This window comes from Corynebacterium sp. LaCa117, from assembly GCF_046717765.1.
Taxonomy (GTDB): Bacteria; Actinomycetota; Actinomycetes; order Mycobacteriales; family Mycobacteriaceae; genus Corynebacterium; species Corynebacterium kefirresidentii.
Window position 1 is genome coordinate 2,328,210 of record NZ_CP177102.1, and the last position, 18,351, is coordinate 2,346,560.

Annotated in this window: 14 protein-coding genes; 6 read left to right on the top strand and 8 right to left on the bottom strand. The window is 60.2% G+C overall.

The window, feature by feature from the left end:
- Positions 1 to 51: 51 nt before the first annotated feature.
- A complete protein-coding gene (locus ACLI1L_RS11305; RefSeq protein ID WP_200435704.1) occupies positions 52 to 861 on the top strand; it encodes an exodeoxyribonuclease III in 810 nt (269 codons plus the stop codon).
- Positions 862 to 2,325 (top strand): cardiolipin synthase, encoded by a 1,464-nt coding sequence (gene cls, locus ACLI1L_RS11310; protein WP_411707588.1) that lies wholly within the window; start codon positions 862 to 864, stop codon positions 2,323 to 2,325. It begins immediately after the preceding gene.
- Between the two features lie 155 nt (positions 2,326 to 2,480).
- Here cls and ACLI1L_RS11315 read toward each other — a convergent pair whose 3' ends face one another.
- A complete protein-coding gene (locus ACLI1L_RS11315; protein WP_411707589.1) occupies positions 2,481 to 3,383 on the bottom strand; it encodes a DUF2262 domain-containing protein in 903 nt (300 codons plus the stop codon).
- A 135-nt stretch (positions 3,384 to 3,518) separates the two neighbouring features.
- Between ACLI1L_RS11315 and ACLI1L_RS11320 the strand changes: the two genes are divergently transcribed.
- Positions 3,519 to 4,253, top strand: coding sequence for a hypothetical protein (locus tag ACLI1L_RS11320; RefSeq protein ID WP_411707590.1), 735 nt, complete (start codon positions 3,519 to 3,521; stop codon positions 4,251 to 4,253).
- A 541-nt stretch (positions 4,254 to 4,794) separates the two neighbouring features.
- On the opposite strand, the gene ACLI1L_RS11325 is transcribed toward ACLI1L_RS11320, so the two are convergent.
- The 4 genes from ACLI1L_RS11325 to ACLI1L_RS11340 form a co-directional block, all read right to left on the bottom strand.
- A complete protein-coding gene (locus ACLI1L_RS11325) occupies positions 4,795 to 6,294 on the bottom strand; it encodes an integrase core domain-containing protein (protein ID WP_411707371.1) in 1,500 nt (499 codons plus the stop codon).
- Positions 6,295 to 7,071: 777 nt separating this feature from the next.
- Positions 7,072 to 7,851, bottom strand: a complete 780-nt coding sequence (locus tag ACLI1L_RS11330; protein ID WP_411707591.1) for an ABC transporter permease subunit — start codon at positions 7,849 to 7,851, stop codon at positions 7,072 to 7,074.
- Between the two features lie 6 nt (positions 7,852 to 7,857).
- Entirely contained in the window at positions 7,858 to 8,841 is a 984-nt protein-coding gene (locus ACLI1L_RS11335; RefSeq protein ID WP_411707592.1) for an ABC transporter ATP-binding protein, read from the bottom strand.
- Positions 8,842 to 8,870: 29 nt separating this feature from the next.
- Entirely contained in the window at positions 8,871 to 9,365 is a 495-nt protein-coding gene (locus ACLI1L_RS11340) for an NUDIX domain-containing protein (RefSeq protein ID WP_005329848.1), read from the bottom strand.
- Positions 9,366 to 9,435: 70 nt separating this feature from the next.
- Here ACLI1L_RS11340 and ACLI1L_RS11345 point away from each other — a divergent pair, with 70 nt between their 5' ends.
- From ACLI1L_RS11345 to ACLI1L_RS11355, 3 genes are read left to right on the top strand one after another with little or no spacing between them, the layout of a single operon-like run.
- A complete protein-coding gene (locus tag ACLI1L_RS11345) occupies positions 9,436 to 10,881 on the top strand; it encodes a hypothetical protein (RefSeq protein WP_411707593.1) in 1,446 nt (481 codons plus the stop codon).
- Positions 10,881 to 11,894, top strand: coding sequence for a glutamate ABC transporter substrate-binding protein (locus tag ACLI1L_RS11350; protein ID WP_394285958.1), 1,014 nt, complete (start codon positions 10,881 to 10,883; stop codon positions 11,892 to 11,894). The genes ACLI1L_RS11345 and ACLI1L_RS11350 overlap by 1 nt, the downstream gene beginning before the upstream one ends.
- Positions 11,891 to 14,464 (top strand): serine/threonine protein kinase, encoded by a 2,574-nt coding sequence (locus ACLI1L_RS11355; RefSeq protein WP_394285957.1) that lies wholly within the window; start codon positions 11,891 to 11,893, stop codon positions 14,462 to 14,464. Before ACLI1L_RS11350 ends, ACLI1L_RS11355 begins: the two co-directional genes overlap by 4 nt.
- A 119-nt stretch (positions 14,465 to 14,583) precedes the next feature.
- Here ACLI1L_RS11355 and ACLI1L_RS11360 read toward each other — a convergent pair whose 3' ends face one another.
- From ACLI1L_RS11360 to ACLI1L_RS11370, 3 genes are all read right to left on the bottom strand, one after another.
- Positions 14,584 to 15,807 (bottom strand): acetate kinase, encoded by a 1,224-nt coding sequence (locus tag ACLI1L_RS11360; RefSeq protein ID WP_005329836.1) that lies wholly within the window; start codon positions 15,805 to 15,807, stop codon positions 14,584 to 14,586.
- Positions 15,808 to 17,181, bottom strand: coding sequence for a phosphate acetyltransferase (gene pta / locus ACLI1L_RS11365; RefSeq protein WP_411707594.1), 1,374 nt, complete (start codon positions 17,179 to 17,181; stop codon positions 15,808 to 15,810).
- A 149-nt stretch (positions 17,182 to 17,330) separates the two neighbouring features.
- Positions 17,331 to 18,317: a lactate/malate family dehydrogenase gene (locus ACLI1L_RS11370; RefSeq protein WP_086588250.1), complete on the bottom strand. Its 987-nt coding sequence runs from the start codon at positions 18,315 to 18,317 to the stop codon at positions 17,331 to 17,333.
- Between the last annotated feature and the right edge of the window lie 34 nt (positions 18,318 to 18,351).

The window sequence follows — 18,351 nt, forward strand, 5'->3', positions numbered from 1 at the left end:
CTTGTGGGCTGGGTAGTGAGCTTGACTCACTACCCAGGTAACCTATGTGGCATGCGCATCGCCACGTGGAATATTAACTCCGTCCGTACCCGCACACAGCGGGCGCTGAACCTTATCTCCAAGCACGACATCGACGTTTTGTGCCTGCAAGAAACTAAGGTGAAAGACGATAAGTTTCCACGCGAGGTCTTCGAGGATGCGGGCCTCCATGTCACCTGCCACGGGCTCAACCAGTGGAACGGCGTGGCCATTGTGTCCAAGGAAGAGCCCGAGGAGGTCTTGGTCGGCTTTCCGGCCCAGCCGGGCTTTGCCAAGGATCCGGAAAAGCCGCAGGACCGTGAGGCCCGAGCACTAGGGGCTCGCCTCCGTGGCGTAGAAATCTGGTCTCTCTACGTGCCCAACGGCCGCGAGATCACGGATCGCCATTATGACTACAAGCTGGACTTTCTCTATCACTTGGCGCGCTATGCGGAAAATCATGCGCAGTCCAAATTGCTTATGAGCGGTGATTTCAATATTGCCCCGCGCGATGAAGACGTGTGGGATATAGAGGCCTTCCGTGGCAAGACGCATGTCACCGAACCAGAGCGCGCCGCATTCCAGATGCTGGAAGAAGCAGGCCTCGAGGAGGTTACTCGCCGGTTCACGGAGGACCAGCGCTATACCTACTTCGATTACAAGGGCATGCGCTTCCAAAAGAACGAGGGCATGCGCATCGACTTCCAGTTGGCTTCAGCCCCGCTTGCCCAGCACGTGACCGGCGCGCAAGTAGACATGGTCGAGCGCGCCGGCGATAAAACCTCCGATCACTGTCCGCTTCTCGCAGATTACAATCTGCCCGATTTCAATTCCGTGCGTTAAATGTCTTGGTCTCTTGATCTCAGCTTCTGGCAGCTCGTATTCCTGATCCTTGATTACGGCATCAAGATCATTGCCGTTGGCTTCGTGCCCGAAGGCCGCCGACCTTCCAGTTCGACCGCGTGGCTGCTGGCAATTCTGGTGCTGCCGTTTATCGGCCTGCCGCTGTTTTTGCTCATGGGCTCGCCGTATATCAACCGGCGTCGCCACCGCATCCAGCAAGAAGCCAATGAGAAGATTGAAAACGTCACAGCCCGCACCCCGGATCATCCGCAGGGCCTCCTTTCGGCGGAAGTAGAGTCGGTTATTCGGCTTAACCGCGAGCTGACTGGGTTCCCAGCATTGGTGGGCCACAACCTGGGCCTGCACGCGGATTATGACGAGTCCATTCGCGCCATTGCCGCCGCTATTGACCGCGCCGAGAAGTACGTATCCATCGAGATCTACATCCAGTCCTGGGATGAGACCACAGACGTCTTCTTTGAGTCGCTGCGCAGGGCTACCGCCCGAGGTGTAAAGGTGCGCTTGCTCTTGGATCAGATCGGCAGCTTCAAGTACAAGGGCTACTTAAAGCTGGGCAAGCGGCTAACGGAGATAGGCGTCGACTGGCATCTCATGCTACCCATCCAGCTGCACAAGGGCCGCTTCCGCCGCCCTGACCTGCGCAATCACCGCAAGCTGGTCATCATCGATGGCAAGGTGGGCTTTATTGGCTCGCTGAATATGATTAAGCGCCAGTACAAGACCAAGGACCGCTACTGGATTGACTACATGGTGGAGCTTTCCGGCCCGATTGTGACCTCCATGTCCGCAATCTTCGCCGTGGATTGGTACCTCGAGGCAGAAGAGAACCTGCCACTGGATGAGCTGCCATATGACGACGCCCAGACTGCCGACGCCAACCACCTCCAGATAATCCCCTCCGGGCCGGGTTACACCACTGAGCCCAACCTGCGCATGTTCAACTCCCTGGTACACCACGCCAAGGACCGGCTGGTACTGTGCTCGCCCTACTTCGTCCCGGATGAATCCCTACTGGAGGCCGTGACCACCGCCTGCTACCGCGGCGTGGACGTGGAGCTTTATGTATCGGCAAAGGCGGACCAGTTTATGGTCAACCATGCTCAATCCTCCTACTACCAGGCGCTGCTGGAGGCGGGCGTGCACATCTACCAATTCCCCTACCCCTTTGTGCTGCACTCCAAGTTCATCATCACCGACCCGGATGACCCCGGCCGCGATCCACTGTGCATGTTTGGCTCCTCCAATATGGACCCCCGCTCGTTCGGCCTGAACTATGAATCCACCATGTTGGTGGCCAAGGGTGACCTCATTGACCAATTCAACCAGCTCGTGGCCAATTACCGCGCCGTATGCCACGAACTGACCCTTGAGGAATGGAATGAGCGCGGCTTCATCCGCCGCTACGTGGATAATGTCATGCGCCTTACCTCCGCGCTGCAGTAAAGCGGGTACTGGCTGCAACGGCTTCAGCGAAGACTGCGCATATTTACCCATCCGAAGGCACTTCAACCTGCGGGTTTATCGATTTTCCCAGGTGGCTTATAACTATATCCCTGTAGATCTATATCCCGAGCCGATCAACCAACAAAACCGTCATCTTAGACGTCCATCTCGATCGAGGTGGGAGTTCCGTCCCTCTTCGTCTTCACCGTCACAGGGTGCCCACCGAACATGTACCCGTCGTCGAACTCGACACCAACGTTTCCCCTGTGGGGAATGCTCACCTCAGTCGGAGTCAGCTTGGCGTAGACGTCCTCCACCCCGAGTTTCGGGGCGGGTGTCGGCCTCCCTTCCGCCTCGGCCACATCGTGGCGCCACCGGTTCGCGGCCGGAAGCGCTTTTTCGGCCCCCAGCATGCGCGCGTTATCGAGGTACTCCTGGGAGAGGACGTTGTTGATGAAGTTCAGCGCCGACTTGAACTTCTTTGCCATGTTCCCCTGGCCCGCGAGGAGCAGTTCCGGCCCCTCGTACCACACACTGACCTTGACGCCGAGGTCGTCCGCTTTACCCTCGAAAGTCGAGAACTTCCGGTCAAGGACCAGTTGTCCGATATTGGCCTCCAGGATCACCGGTTCGGCGGTCTTGGCCGAGAGTTCTTCCATCTCTGGGTCGGGCAGCGGGTCAAGCATTTCCCAAATGGTGACGTAGGGTTCCTTCCTGATATCGGAAAAGAAGTAGCTACCCCGCGCGCGATACACCTTGAACGGCTCCAGATCGGCGATTTCCCGCGGATCCCAGAGCGTCTTTCCCTGCCGGGTGTGAAACAGGTGCGGGTAACACACATTGATCTCCCCGGTGATTACTTCCCCGTCGGGAAGTAGCCGGAGAGCTACACCAGGCATAAGCATAAGTTGGAGTTTGAGATTATCTTTGGCGTAGTCGTCACCCACGACCTCCTTTTCCGGCACCGAGGAGACGATGAAGTGGAACTCGACTTCCTCTTCCTTAGCGCTCCTTTGCGTAACAGGGTCGTCGGGAAATTCCTCGTAAAGCGACAGCATGCGGCAATGGTAACTCACCCCACGTGTCCCCGCACCGGAATTCATGGCGGCGGGACCCGACACATGTTCGCCCCGCACACCTCCGATCCCCAGCCAGCCAGGGGGCATGACCGGGGTGTTTGTTACTGTGTGTGCATGAACCGACGCATAGTGCCCGCCCTCGCCCTCGCCGCCGCCTGCACCACCGTCGGCGCCTGCTCCACCAACCAGGACACCGGGGACAACCCCGCCACCGGGGTCTCTGCCTCCCCGACAGTCGACAAGGGCCCCGTCGACCCCCACACCACCGTCGTCGACGACACCGCCGCCCCGCAGGGCTACACCATGGACAGCATCAACCAGATGATCCAGGACCAGGAAGCCGAAAGCCCCGGCATCAACCAGGACATGGTCTCTATGGCCCAGGAAGTCACCGCCGACCCGGCCGAATGCGCCGCCTTAATCCCCACCGGCGTGACCTACATCTCCAAAATCGTTCAGAACCCCGACGCTATCGCGGCCCGCGACTTCACCAACGAGTCCACTGACGCGACACTCAGCGTCGCCGTCTCATCCGACCCGCAGCTGTTGAACCACCCCCGTGACGTGTCGGTATGCGAGTCGATCACTAGGGCCCTCGCCGGCGGATCCACGTCCTATACTGCGGCACCCATGGAGCTTCGCGTCGACGGCGCCGACTCCGTCACCGCCGCTGAGGTGACCCTGACGCAGTCCTCCTCCCCCCTTTCCGGTGACAACGGCTCCGTCAGCCGCATCGCCTACGTCGAGATCGACGGGGCCACCTACACCGTCTCCGGCTCCCCCGAAGTCGCATCTGAAGATTTCACCGGCATGGTCCAGGCGCAGGCCGAGAAAATCCGCCAGCGATAACACACCGCGGGTCATGCCCGCCCCACTCCCCGGGCACCGGTGGCCGGCAGGAGACGTCGCCTACCGCCAGGCAAGGCTGACAGGGTCCCACACCCCAGCCGCGGTGGCAGGATCCCCGCCCAGGATGGGGTCCAAAAGGAGACCGGCGATACGCAACGCCTCACCGACATCCCTCAGGTTGTGGCGCACCCCGGTAAATGCCCGCGCCTTCAACGGGTACTCGCTTTCCCCTGCTGGCAGAGTTTAAACCAATATGGCAAAAGTCACACGACAAGGAAGCCGCTCTCTTCTCAACACAAAGAAAATGAGTCGCGTGCCGCTAGCAGTCTCCGGTTCTCGGCTAAAGCCACTAGACACTCTCCACTAATCTAAGAGCTATTGCCGCACTAGAAAAAGAATGTTATGTCCATGGACTTTTTGGACACGGAGTCCAGTAACTTTTTGGGCTAGGAGTCCAATGACTTTTTGGACGTGGAGTCTCCCTGCTTTTTGGGCAGGGAGTCTTTGGTGTTTTTGGACAGTCTCTAGCTCGTCTTACCGGTTATGGTTTCTTTCGTCTCGACGGGCGCGGACGCGACAGGATTGGTTTGATCTCTGGTGGTCGGCGGTGCCACATTCCTTCGACATGCCCGATGTTGATCTGTCCGCCGGCTGGACGCTCAAGTAGCTTGATGGGCAGTGGGAATGAAAACAGTGCTTCACCATCATGATCAGTGAAGAACTCAGCGGTGTCATCGGTAACGTGGCTGTATATGAGCCGGTTTTTAAACCGGAGTCCTACATAGAATCCATAGCCCAGGATGCGCACCACTCCGCTTTTGTTGATCCACAGTGTGTCGGGGATACCCCAGGCGTTGCTTGACTGGGCGGATAGACCGTCTACGGTGGGACTGACGGTAGGAGATGATTCTTGCTGGATTGGTTCGTTATCGTCATCGATGGTTGTGGGAGAAGCTGCAACTTCTCCCACAACCGGCGCCATCGCCTCTTTAACCCCATTCTCGATACGATGCTCGTGGTGTATCGCGCTTTCTGAGTGTGTATCCCGGTATGACTTCACAATCTTGGCCCACAGCATATCCGGGTCAATGGGTTGTGTTGGGGATTGAGCGTGGGCGAAGTGCTCACGGGCTTGGGCTGGAGTGATGTGCATTTTGCCGACTAACAGGCCTTGATGGCGGCGCCTGGTGTTGTAAAACTCGCGGTAGTCGTCCAACAGCTGTTGGACGTGCTGAAGTGTCGTAGGTTGGCGTGCATCGAGAAACTTGGTCATGGTTTGATGCGAGCGTTCATCTTTGCCTTGGGTTTGCGGGCCAAAACCTGCAATGGACCAGATACCTTGGGCGGCGAGCCAGCGCTCGGTATCGGACAATCGGCCCCGGTGATAGGTGGCAAAAGCTTCACCGTTATCGGTCAAAAGTTCCTGCGGGCGACCATACGTTTCTATTGCTGCGGCCAAGGTAGTGCGAGCATCGAATCCGTTTTCTTTGGCGGCGAAGGCTTGTGAGCCCAGATCAAACCGGCTGGCATCATCAACCAGCTGGTAGATAGTGATCTGGGTATGTGGAGTGTCAAAGAGTCGGTAGACAAACCCGTCGAGTTGCCACAGCTCATCGACCTTATCGCGTGCCCAGAGTTTATAGCTTTTACGAGGACGTTTACGGGCATTGGCCTCAGCAACACCAGCTTCGTGGAGCCAAAGCGCAATCGTAGACCGTGCCGGTGGGTGCTCTAAACCAAGGTCATCAATGAGGTAGTAATAGATTGACCACGGGCCATAGTCACGTCCCTGGGCCTTGAGCACTGATCGAGCTGTGATGACTTTCTGACGAAGGTGATCATCGTAGATTCTGGCTGGGGAATGCGGGGCGGTGGAGTCAGGCAGGATGCCTGCACGGCCGCGTTGTTCAACGCGGCGTTTGATGTTGGCATAGGTTTGGCGAGATACGCCAATATCCTTGCAGAATTGGGTGACGGTTCGTCCGTCTCTTACTGGGTCGAAGTCCGCTATTTTCTTGCGGAGATGGGTTGAAATAGCCATCTTGGTATTCCAACCCACCGACTGTCCAAAAAGTCTTGAGACATCACGACAAGGAAGTCTTTGGACTCCGTGACCAAAAACTATCTGGACTCCCCGTCCAAAAATCCATTAGACTCCGTGTCCAAAAACTCCATAGACATCACAGCACTAGAAAAAGAATCCCTAGCCGGTCACCACCGCACCTAGGGACTCTTACGCTGCTTACGGAGTATATCTTGTGCTTTGTGTAGTGCAGTCTCGTCCGATTTCGTTGACTTGGAGGAAGACTTCAGTGCGCCAAAGAACTCTCTTGATTCAGCCCATCGTGCCAATTCTTCATACGAAAATTCGGATGCTTCGTCTTTTCTATTTATAGTCACTTCACCTGTAATTTCGTCGACACATGCACAATGTGTTCAAACATGCTTCTTGGGTTAAGGGATAAAAGAACCCTCCTATCCATACTCTAACGAGCGGCATAGGAGGGTGGGGTATCCCCACTGATGCGGGGCGCGCCCAAAATCGGTCAGGATTCGCTGTCATCGACAGGTACCCTATTCATCAACGCCCATGGGGAAGATGGAGACTACGAGTACGCGCTAGACGCCGCCACGCTCGCCCGCCTCGTGCGCGCAGCACAGAGGGCACTTTCTTAACAGCGTCCCGCAGATAACCCAGACGAACTTCTAGGCTTAGCCACCAGCCTCAAAAGAAAACCGTTTTGGAGACAAGCAACCGCCCCGGTAGGCAGCGAATGAACTGCCGGCCGGAGCGGTGAGGCGTTATATGGGTGGGTGTTTAGGCGTCGCGCTTTTGTAGCAAGATGACACCGAGGCCCCACAGGATAACGGCCCAGGCAATAAATACCAGGCAGAATCCCCAGTTTTCCTTCCACGGAGCATCAACCGGTTCCATTTCCAGCAGCCACGACTGGAAAGACTTAAACGGCATGTAGTTCACCAGCTTGCTGCCGACTTTGGGGATGGTGGCTACGAGATTGTCCACGCCAAGGAAGAGGATGAGGCCGATAGCCACGGCACCAGCCGTCGAGCGCAGCAGCAGTCCTAGGCCTTGTGCGAAGAGGACAAGGAGCGCGGCGGCTAGGGGATACTTCCACAGCTGCTTTTTGCCCATCTCATCGTCCCAAGGGTGGAATTGCGCGGCTACCTCATCGTGGGCAAAAAGCTCGGTGAGCAGGTAGGCGCCCGCCACAGCGATAAAGGTCAGCGCGGCTGCGATAACCGCGTACATGAGCAGCTTGACCAAAGCCACCGACCAACGGCGCGGGGTAGCCATAAACGTGATGGTTTGCGTGCCATAGCGGTACTCGGTGGTCACGATCATGATGGCCTGGATCATGAGCACGGGCAGGCCGAGGAACAACAGGAAGGACACCGCGCCATCCGAGGTGATAACCCCCATGCCCATCGCTGCCTCTTCAGGGGTTTCTGCCGGCTTAGTCAAACGAGCATTGAGGATGGCCCAACCCCAGGCAAAGAAGAGGAAGATGAAGGTGGTCCACCAGAAGGAGCGGGTGGTGTGCAGCTTGGTCCATTCGGACTTCAAGGTATTCAGCATGGCGAATTAAACCTCCTGCTGGGTGGGTCGAGCGAACGGAGTGGCGGCGCCAGCGGTTCCGGGGTTGGGGGCGCCGGTGGAGCCGTGGTACTGGACGGCGTCGCCAGTAAGCTCCATAAAAGCGTCCTCCAAGGAGGCGCGCTTGAGGCTGAGCTCATTAAGCGGCACCCCGGTGGAGTAGGCCAGCTGGCCCACGAAGTCCGTGGTCTGGTTGGAAATCACCAGGCGGGGGCGGCCTTCCTCGTCGGTGGACTCGGTAAAGGCGATGCCCTCAGAGCGCAGCGCGGAGCTAAAGGCATCGAGATGGTCGGAGCGCACCAGCACAGAGGACTGCGAGTGGTCCTTCACAAAGTCATAGGTGGGCTGGTCAGCCACCAAGCGGCCCTTACCAATGACCACCAGGTGATCGGCGGTCTGAGACATCTCCGAGAGCAGGTGGGAGGAAATCAAAATGGTGCGGCCCTCATCGGCCAGGGCGCGCACGAGCTGGCGGACCCAGCGAATGCCCTCTGGGTCGAGGCCGTTGACCGGCTCATCCAGGATGAGGATGCCGGGGTCACCGAGCAGCGCGCCGGCTAGGCCCAAGCGCTGACCCATGCCGAGGGAGAAGCCGCCGACCTTCTTACCGGCGACGTCGGAAAGCCCTACCAGCCCCAAGACCTCATCAACGCGAGAAGTAGAAATGCCGTTGGACTGCGCAATCCATTTCAGATGGTTGGCGGCGCTGCGGTTGCGGTGCACCGCTTTGGCATCGAGCAAGGCGCCTACCTCACGCAGGGGTTCCTTCAGCTCGTGGTAGCGCTTGCCGTTGATGCGCGTCCTGCCGGCCGTCGGCGTGTCCAAGCCCAGGATCATGCGCATGGTGGTGGATTTGCCCGCGCCATTGGGACCCAGGAACCCGGTGACCATGCCGGGTTTTACCTGAAAGGTGAGATCATCAACGGCGCGGACAGACTTATATTGTTTAGTCAGTCCTTCTACTTCGATCATGGCACTAGCGTGCCATAAATCCGGCAACTTTACCTGTTTAATGCCTCCACGCTCTCCCGCAGGGTGGGAAAGGCGTGGCGGAAGGCGGCCAGAAGGGGGAGACTTTCTACCTCTTCAAAAGGCACCCAGCGCAGCTCATAGGACTCTTCATTAGCTGTAGTAGGAAGCGGGGCGCCGGTGCGCGTGCGTGCTAGGACGGTGGTGTAGGTCCACTCCCCCGGCAGATCCCCCGCCGCGGGATAAGGCCCGGCCGTTACTCGCGCATCGAGCACCTCTACGTCCTGGGGTGCAATCGCACATTCTTCATGGGTTTCACGCAGCGCGGCCTGGGTGGGCGTCTCCGTAAAATCGCGAGCGCCACCCGGAATCCCCCAGGTATCGCCGTGATTGGTCCACGCGGCGCGGTGCTGGAGGAGCACCTTGCGCCCGGCGACGAGGAACAGGCCGGCGGCACCAAATTTTCCCCAGACGCGAATGCCGCCGGGGCCTGCCGCCCAGCCGTCTCCACTGTGAGGGTTATGCATGCTGCCTATCCTAGCCACACACGCGGGAATATGGTGGCGCCCAGCACACTGCGGGCGCTATTCTAAGTGAATGACCGAGCAGGCAGTCCGGGCAGAAAGCGTGCACGACGAGCACGCTCACCCGAGCGATCACTGGCTCGATGAGGTCACCGCGCCCACCGGCCCGGCCTTCAGCGGGCTCAGCACCCGCGCCATGGAATGGTTCGCGGGCCCGGCGCGCCTGCTGCGCCGCTTCTACTACTTCGCCTCCACCACCCCGGGCAAGCTTTTTACGGTCACGCTCATTCTCACCGTTGCCCTAGGCGCCGCCGGCTTATCGATGTCCCAGTCTTCCGCCGCCCGCCACTCCGACCTAGACGAGCTGCTGACCACCACCGAGCCGATGTCGAACGCGGCACACCACCTTTATAGTTCGCTCTCAGTGGCCGATACCGTGGCCACCACCGGCTTTGTGCAGGCCGGCGTGGAATCGGAGCGCAACCGCGATAGCTATAACGAGGCCATCGATGCCGCCTCAGTGGCGGCTACCGAATCCGTGCTGGGCACCACCAAAGAGGATGGCCGGGTGCGCGAGCTGGTGACCTTTATCCAACGCGAGCTGCCCGTTTATACCGCGATGGTGGAAAAGGCCCGCGCCAATCACCGGGCGGGCAATGCGGTGGCCAATTCCTATATGTCCAATGCCTCGGCGCTCATGCGCGAGCGTATTCTGCCGGCTGCCTCCGAGCTATTCCAGCTGACCACCGCCAAGGTGAATCAGCAACAACAAAAGCTCACCTCGCCGCAATGGGTGCCGCTCTCCGGCCTCTTTGCCGCGCTCTTTTTCCTCGTTGTGGCCCAGTGGTGGCTGTGGCGCCAGACCCGCCGGCGTTTTAATCGTGGCTTTTTGACGGCCAGCGTGCTGCTCTTCCTGGCCATTTCTTGGGTAGCACTATCCAACCTCGCTACCTGGTCCACCGGCCACCAGGGCTTTGAGACAGCCTCGCGCCCATGGGATTCGCTGACGGCCTCGCGTATTGAGGCGCAGCAGGCGCGCACCTCTGAAACCCTGGCGCTGGTCCTGCGCTCCTCCGAGGAGGATACGATGGTGCGCTTTTCCAGCTCGATTAACTCCATCGAAATGGCCTTGCAGGATTATGAGGATGCCCTCAATGATGAGGACGTGGAGGTCACCGACCCCGAACTCATCCACAGCGCCCGGGCGGCCGCCGAGCAGTGGCGTGGCACCCACGATAAGCTCATGGGCGCGCTGAAAGACGGCGACTATGATGAAGCCATCTACCAGGCCACGGCCACCGAGCCCAAGGACGGTGAGATGACCACGGCGCGTTCCTATGACGAGCTCGACGCGGAGCTCTCCGATCTCATCAGTCAGGCGCGCGTCGCTATGCGCAGCTACCTGGAACGCGGCCTGACCGCCATGACCGCGGTGTCCTCGGCCGTATTCTTGCTGACCTTATGCGCCATTATCGCCGTGTGGCTGGGTATCCGTCCCCGATTGCAGGAGTACCTCTAATGCGCCGCCCACGCCTCGTCCTCGCTTCGCTTGCCTGCGTCTGCGCCGCGCTGCCTCTGGCTTCCTGCGATGTCCGCTCTACCCCGCCACTAGAGGCGCCGGCCGAGCAGGCCCTTGAGGCAAAGCCGGGCCCGCCGCTGCCAGATGGGGCAAAGATTGAAAAGGCAGGAACCACCCCCGCGCACCGCGCCTCTGGTGAAGACATTAAAGGCAGCTACCGCCCAGATGACAAGAAAGCGAAAGAACGGGTGCCGGACATCGTCAAGCGCGGCCGGCTCATCGTGGGTGTGGACCGTTCCAATAACTTGATGAGTTACCGCGATGCCGCCTCGGGTGAAGTACGCGGCTTCGAGGTAGATATCGCCCGCGAGGTTGCCCGCGATATTTTTGGTGATCCCAATAAGGTGGACTTCCGCTTCGTGGAATCCTCCAACCGCGTCGATGCCCTCAATTCCGGCGCGGTGGACATGATTGTGCGCACCATGACCATTAGCCCGGAACGAGAGCGTGAAGTAGCCTTTTCCATCCCCTATATGCGTACCCAAACCCGCATGCTGGTGCTCAGCAAATCTGGCATCAAGTCCATCAAGGACACCGCTGGGAAGACGCTGTGCGGTGTGGGCGAATCCACCGCGCTCGATACCATCCGCGAGCACGCCCCTAAAGCCGATATCTTGGTCACCCGTTCCTGGGGCGATTGCCTCATGGCACTGCAGCTCAACCAAGCCGATGGCATCGTCGTCGATGATGCCCTGCTCTCCGGCATGGCCGCCCAGGATTCCTATACCTCCATCGTGGGCGAACCGCTGGAAACCGAAAACTACGGCGTGGCCGTGCGCCTTCCCAGCAAGCAGAATGACACCCGCCCACTGCTGCGCCAGATAAATTCCACGCTAGAGCGCATACGCCGCGATGGCACGTGGTCTTCCCTTTTTGAAGAGTGGCTCGGTGCCTACTTGGAAGAGCCCTCGCTGCCGGCCGGAAAGTATATCGAGGAGGAGGCTAAACCATGAGCCATAACCCGAACTTTAGCGATGATGAGCTCGAATACATCGAGCCGGAAAACCTTGATACCCAGCGTGCCTTCCGCCAGCCCACCAATGCCACCAATTCCGCGCAGGAGCCGGATGCGCTAGGCGATGCCCCCTCTGACGACGGCCCTGCCACCGCAGCCGTAGCTTTTGACCCATTTGCGGACGAAGACGAGGAAGCAACCGCGGCGGTGGCCTTTGATCCCTTCGCTGACGAGGATGAAGCAGACGGTGAGACCGGCACCTCCGCGGTAGCCTTCGATCCCTTCGCAGACGATGACGAGGATGGCGATGGTTCCATCGACCCAGACCATATTTCCAGCCTCTTGGCGGACCTGGACAATATCCGGGCTAAGCGCGAACAGCAGCGCGCCCAGCAGGCCCAAGAGGACTCCTCGCAGCGCTCGCGCCGCCGCGCACTCGATACCTTCCGCGAGCGCCGCGGTACCCACCGCACCGAGCGCCGCGTGGCCGATGGCATGGTGCGGCTGCCGTTTATCACCCCCTCCGAGCCGACCGACGCCCTGATCGACCCACACGAGGAATCCTCCGGTAAAAAGATCCCGCCACCACAGTTGCAGCCCGGTGACATGGTGGCCGGCCAATATGAAATCTTGGGCGTCATCGCCCATGGCGGCATGGGCTGGATTTACCTGGCCAATGACCACTTTGTTTCTGGAAGAGTGGTGGTTCTCAAAGGTATGCAGGCCCAAAAATCGGCCGATGAAACCGCCGCTGCGGTGGCAGAACGCGAGTTCCTCGCGGATATTACCCACCCGGGCATCGTCAAGATTTTCAACTTCATCGATGACCCCCGGGTACCCGGCGGCTTTATCGTCATGGAGTACGTCGGCGGGCCGTCGCTTAAAAACAGGCGGAAAAAGCAGGCGGACAAGCTACTGCCGGTCGATATCGCCATCGCCTATATCCTGGAAGTCCTGCCCGCGCTGGAGTACCTGCATTCGCGCGGGGTGGTCTATAACGACTTAAAGCCCGATAACATCATCGTCACCGAGGACCAGGTCAAGCTCATTGACTTGGGCGCGGTCTCCGGCATCGGCGCCTTTGGCTATATCTACGGCACCAAGGGCTATCAGGCCCCGGAAGTCGCCACCGAGGGGCCTTCCATCGCCAGCGATATCTACACCATCGGCCGTACCTTAGCCTCGCTGTGCCTCAAGCTGCCTACTGAAGACGGGGTTTACCTGCCAGGCATCCCCACCCCCACCGAGGAGCCGGAACTGCGCCGTTTCTTGTCCTTATACCGCCTGCTACAGCGCGCCACGGACCCGGATCCGGAGCGCCGTTTTACCTCCATCAAGGAGCTGCGCACCCAGCTCTACGGCGTGCTGCGCGAGGTCATTGCCATCCGCGACGGCCTGCAATATCCTTCCCAGCATTCGCTCTTTTCGCCGCAACGTACCACCTTTGGCACCAAACACCTGGTCTTTCGCACCGACCAGCTCATTGACGGCATCGATCGCACCGTCCAGATCACCGCCCCCGAGGTTGTCTCCGCCCTGCCCACCCCGCTGCTGGACCGCGACGATGTGGGCGCCGGCCTGCTGCAGGGTGCTTCCTACGCAGAGCCACAAGAAGCCCTCGAAACCCTCCGCCAGGCCATGCAGACCCCCGAGTACGAGCACTCGGCCGAAATCCCACTCGGCGTGGTGCGCTCCATGATCGACCTGGGCTATACCGGCCAGGCGCGGCAGTGGCTCAGCTCCATCGAGGACCGCCTCGGCCGGGACTGGCGCTTCCAGTGGTATGCCGGCATCACGGAACTGCTCCTCGATGACTACCGCGACGCGCAGAAATACTTCTCCGCCGTCCTCGATCTCCTTCCGGGCGAGGCGGCACCCAAGCTCGCCATCGCCGCCATCAACGAGCTCATCCTGCAGCAACTGGACTACAGCGAAATCTCGCTCATTGATCCCAGGGTGGCCCGGGCCTGTTCCAATATGCATTCCACCTTGGCCGATCTCCCTAATTCCGCCTTTGAGGGCCAGCCGGAAATCTGGAACCACGTCACGCAAGACCCAGCTGCCCTGCGCTTTAACTCCATGCGCCTCTACGGCATCGTGTGGTCCACCAACCCCACGACCGTGTCCTCCTCCTTTGGCCTCGCCCGCCAGCTGCGCTCCGAGGGAGAGGTGGAGGTCGCCGTCACCGTGCTAGACAAGGTTCCTAATGCCTCGCGGCATTACCGCATGGCCCGCTTGACGACGATCCTTCAGCTCATCGTCCACGATCTCTCCGAGTCCCGCATCCGCCGCGCTGCCCGACGCCTCGAAGAGGTCCCCACCAACGAGCCGCGCTTCCTCCAGATTAAGATCGCCGTCATCTCCGCCGGCCTTAACTTCCTGCGCAACGCCGATCTTTCCCACGCTGCCTCCCCCAACGATCTTTTCGAATACGCCTTCACCCAACGCGGCCTGCGCACCGGCCTGTCCGAGACCCTCCGCGCCCTCGCCCGCCAGGCACCGTTTAGCCGCCACCGCTACGCCCTCGTGGACCTTGCCAACCAGGTCCGCCCCGTGACCACCTTTTAGTCTGCCTTCCTGCTACCAGCCAACAGGGTGCAGAAAACTAGAGAAGGGGCGCGCGGTCTTTTAAACCACACGCCCCTGTGTTCAAAGTCCGGTCACTGCCTCCGGACGGAGAAACTGTTTTACTTGTAGAGGCCAGCCTCACGCGCCATTGCGGCGATTTCGGCGGACTTCTGGGCGATAGCCAGCTCCTCATTGGTCGGAACGACAAAAACCTTGACCGGGGAATCCTCGGTGGAGATCATGCGCGGCTGGTCCGAACGGACCAGGTTGCGCTCCTTATCAAAGTGGATGCCATACATATCCAGGTTGTACAGGGAGTCCTGACGAACCTCGGTATCGTTCTCGCCCACACCGGCGGTAAAGGTGATGGCGTCCACGCGGCCTAGGGCAATCATGTAGGAACCGATGAAGCGGCGCAGCTGGTGGATGTAGATGTTATAAGCCAGCCAAGCGTCCTGGTCTTCGTTGTCGATGCGCTCGCGCAGCGTACGGAAGTCGTTAACGCCAGAAATGCCCTTCACACCGGACTGCTTGTTGAGCAGGTTGTCAATCTCATCCACGCTCATGCCCGCCTGGCGAACGAGGTGGAAGATGATGCCCGGGTCAATGTCACCGGAACGGGTACCCATAGCCAGACCGGCCAACGGGGTCAGGCCCATCGAGGTATCGATGGCGCGGCCATTGCGGATGGCCGCAGCAGAAGCACCGTTGCCCAGGTGAAGAGTGATCTGGTGGGTGTGCATTGGGTCGCGGCCCAAAAGGGCCGGTACCTGCTGGGAGACGAACTCGTGAGAGGTGCCGTGGAAGCCGTAGCGACGGATATCGTACTTGGATGCCACCTCATTGTTGATGGCATATAGCGCAGCTGCCGGCGGCAGGGTGTTGAAGAACGCGGTATCGAAGACGGCAACGTGCGGGATATCCGGCAGCATCTTGCGGGCCACGCGGATGCCGTCCAGGTTGGCCGGGTTGTGCAGCGGAGCCAGCGGGATGAGGTCTTCAATCATGGACTCAATCTGGTCCACGATGAGCTGTGGCTCGGAGAAGAGGCGGCCGCCGTGAACAACACGGTGACCAACGGCGATAACATCCACGTCGGTCGGACCAACGTTGTGCTCGCTCATGATGGCAAAAGCGCGCTCAAGGCCGAAGGAGTGAGTAGGGATTTCCAGCTCTTCCTTGTACTTCTCGCCACCGGTCTTAACGGTGACGGCGCCGAGGGGCTCGCCAACCTGCTCGACCAAACCAGAGACCAGCGGGGTATCCGTGGCGCTGGACTCGGGATCGACCAGCTGGAATTTAACGGAGGAAGAACCTGAGTTAAGGACCAGAACGTATGACATTTATTTCTCTCCAGCCTGAATAGCGGTGATTGCAACGGTGTTGATGATGTCCGGAACAGTCGCGCCACGGGACAGATCGTTGACCGGCTTGTTCAACCCCTGCAGGATCGGGCCCACGGCCAGGGCGCCGCCAGTGCGCTGCGCGGTCTTGTAGCCGATGTTGCCGGCTTCCAGGTCTGGGAAGATGAAGACGTTGGCCTGGCCGGCGACCTCGGAGTCGGGCATCTTCTTCTTGGCCACGCCCGGGTCGCAGGCGGCGTCGAACTGCAGCGGGCCGTCGACCTTGAGGTCGCCGTTGATCTGGCGGGCGGCCTCCACGGCGGCCACGGCGCGGTCCACGTCCGGGCCGGAGCCGGAGGTGCCGGTGGAGTAGGACAGCACGGCCACGCGCGGGTCTATGCCGAACTGGGCCGCGGTCTTCGCGGAGACGGCGGCGATCTCACCGAGCTGCTCGGCGGTCGGGTTCGGGTTGACCGCGCAGTCGCCGAAGGCCCACAGGCGGCCGCGCATGACCATCAAGAAGATGGAGGAGACCACAGAAGCGTTCGGCTTGGTCTTGATGATCTGGAAGGAAGGCTTAATGGTGTGGGCGGTGGTGTGGGCAGCGCCGGAGACCATGCCATCGGCCAAGCCCTTGTGCACCATCATGGTGGCGAAGTAGGAGATGTCCTTCATCGTTTCGCGAGCCTGCTCGAGGGTGACACCCTTCTTCTTGCGCAGCTCGGCGAAGTCGGCAGCGAATTCCTCGGCCAGCGGGGACTCGAGGTGGTTGATGATCTCGGCACCAGCCAAGTCGAGCTTGAGCTCTTCGGCGCGGGCCTTGATATCGGCCTCGTTGCCCAGGATGGTCAGCTTGGCAACCTTATCGCGCAGCACCACGTGTGCGGCCTCGAGGATACGGTCATCGTCCCCCTCAGGCAGAACGATGTGAGAACCGGCGGCGCGGGCCTGGTCAATGAGCTGCTTCTGGAAGAGGTCTGCGGACATGACCGGCTCGACGTTGAGGTTAATCTGGCGGGCCAGCGCCTCGCCGTCCTGGAGATGGTCTGGGGTGACAACGCCGGCGACGGTCGCCTGCACGTCCTTGGCGTGGCGGACCGCGAGTTCGGCCGCGCCCTTTTCTTGCTCGGCTACGAACAGCAGCGGCACGCCGACGGCGGCGGCAACTACGGAGTCGAAGTGGGTGTCGCCGGTGCCCTGAATAACTACGGGGCCATCGGCGGTAAGTTCCGCAGCGACGACGTCGGCGAGCTTCGGGTTGAGCTCATCCAGAGCGCGCAGCTGCGCGTCTAGCTGGTGGGCAGTTTCCGCAAGGTTGAGGTCGGCAAAATCACGACCTACGACACTGACAAGGACAGAACGAGCATTAGACATGCGACGAACCTTTCATTCGCTGTCACGGGGCAATATTCACAGCAAAAGTGCTGTATATCGCTCAGTAATTTGTTTAGTGACCTCCTCTACCCTACTTCAGAATGCCCATTTTTTCCGATTCGCGTAGATGTAAAACAGGTCACTCATGACTATAAGTTTTGGGCAGAATCCTCGATCGCGCGCTTAACCGCAGCTACGGACTTTTCCAGGGCCTTGGTTTCCCAGTCGTCCAGGTCCACCGGGACGCGCCGGAGGACCCCCGAACGCCCGATCAAACATGGCAGGGAGACCGCGACGTCACCGTCGTAACCGTATTCGCCGTGCAGGGTGGTCGAGACCGGGAAGATGGCGCGCTCATCGAGCAGGACCGCCCGCGCCAGGCGCATGGCCGAGGCGGCGACGCCGGCGTTGGTCCAGCCCTTGGAGTGGAAGACCTGATAGGCGGCTTCGACGACGCGCTCGGCCAGGTCCTCCGAGTCGAGCTGGGCGCCGGGGAAGTAGTCGCCGAGCCGGGCAGCGGGAATCCCCGCCACGGACAAGTGGGACAGGACTGGGAAGGCGGCCATGCCGTGCTCGCCCATCATGTAGCCGTCGACGGAGTCGGGGCTAATCCCCAGATCGTCGGCGACCAGGCGGCGCAGGCGGGACGAGTCCAGCATGGTGCCGGTGGCGAAGATCTTGTGCTCCGGGTAGTCGAATTCGTTCTGGGCAATCCAGACGATGGTATCGGCCGGGTTGGTGATGAAGATGAGCACGGGGCCGGCCTCTTTGTCGGCCACGTTCGCGCACACCTCGCGCATGATCCCGCGGGTGATATCGCCGTTGACGGGAGCGAGCGCCGCCCGGTCCGGGTTGGCATCGGGGTTGTCGGGGTCCACGATCATCGACGGGCCGGCGGCCGAAATGACGACGTCGGCGTCCGTGCACTCGGAGTAGTCGCCGCGGCGCACGCGCGGGACGAAGCTACCGGGCACACCGGTCAGGTGGTGTTGGTCGAGGGCCTCGCCGTAGGCAATGTCGGGGTCGCTATCGATGACCACAATGTCGGCAAACAAGCCGGAATGTACCGCCTCTGCCAGCACGTAGGAACCTACGTGGCCCGCTCCGGTGATAACAAGCTTGGCTGGTCGGTTCATGATTTTCCTTTCGACGAGTAGTGAAACAAGAAGG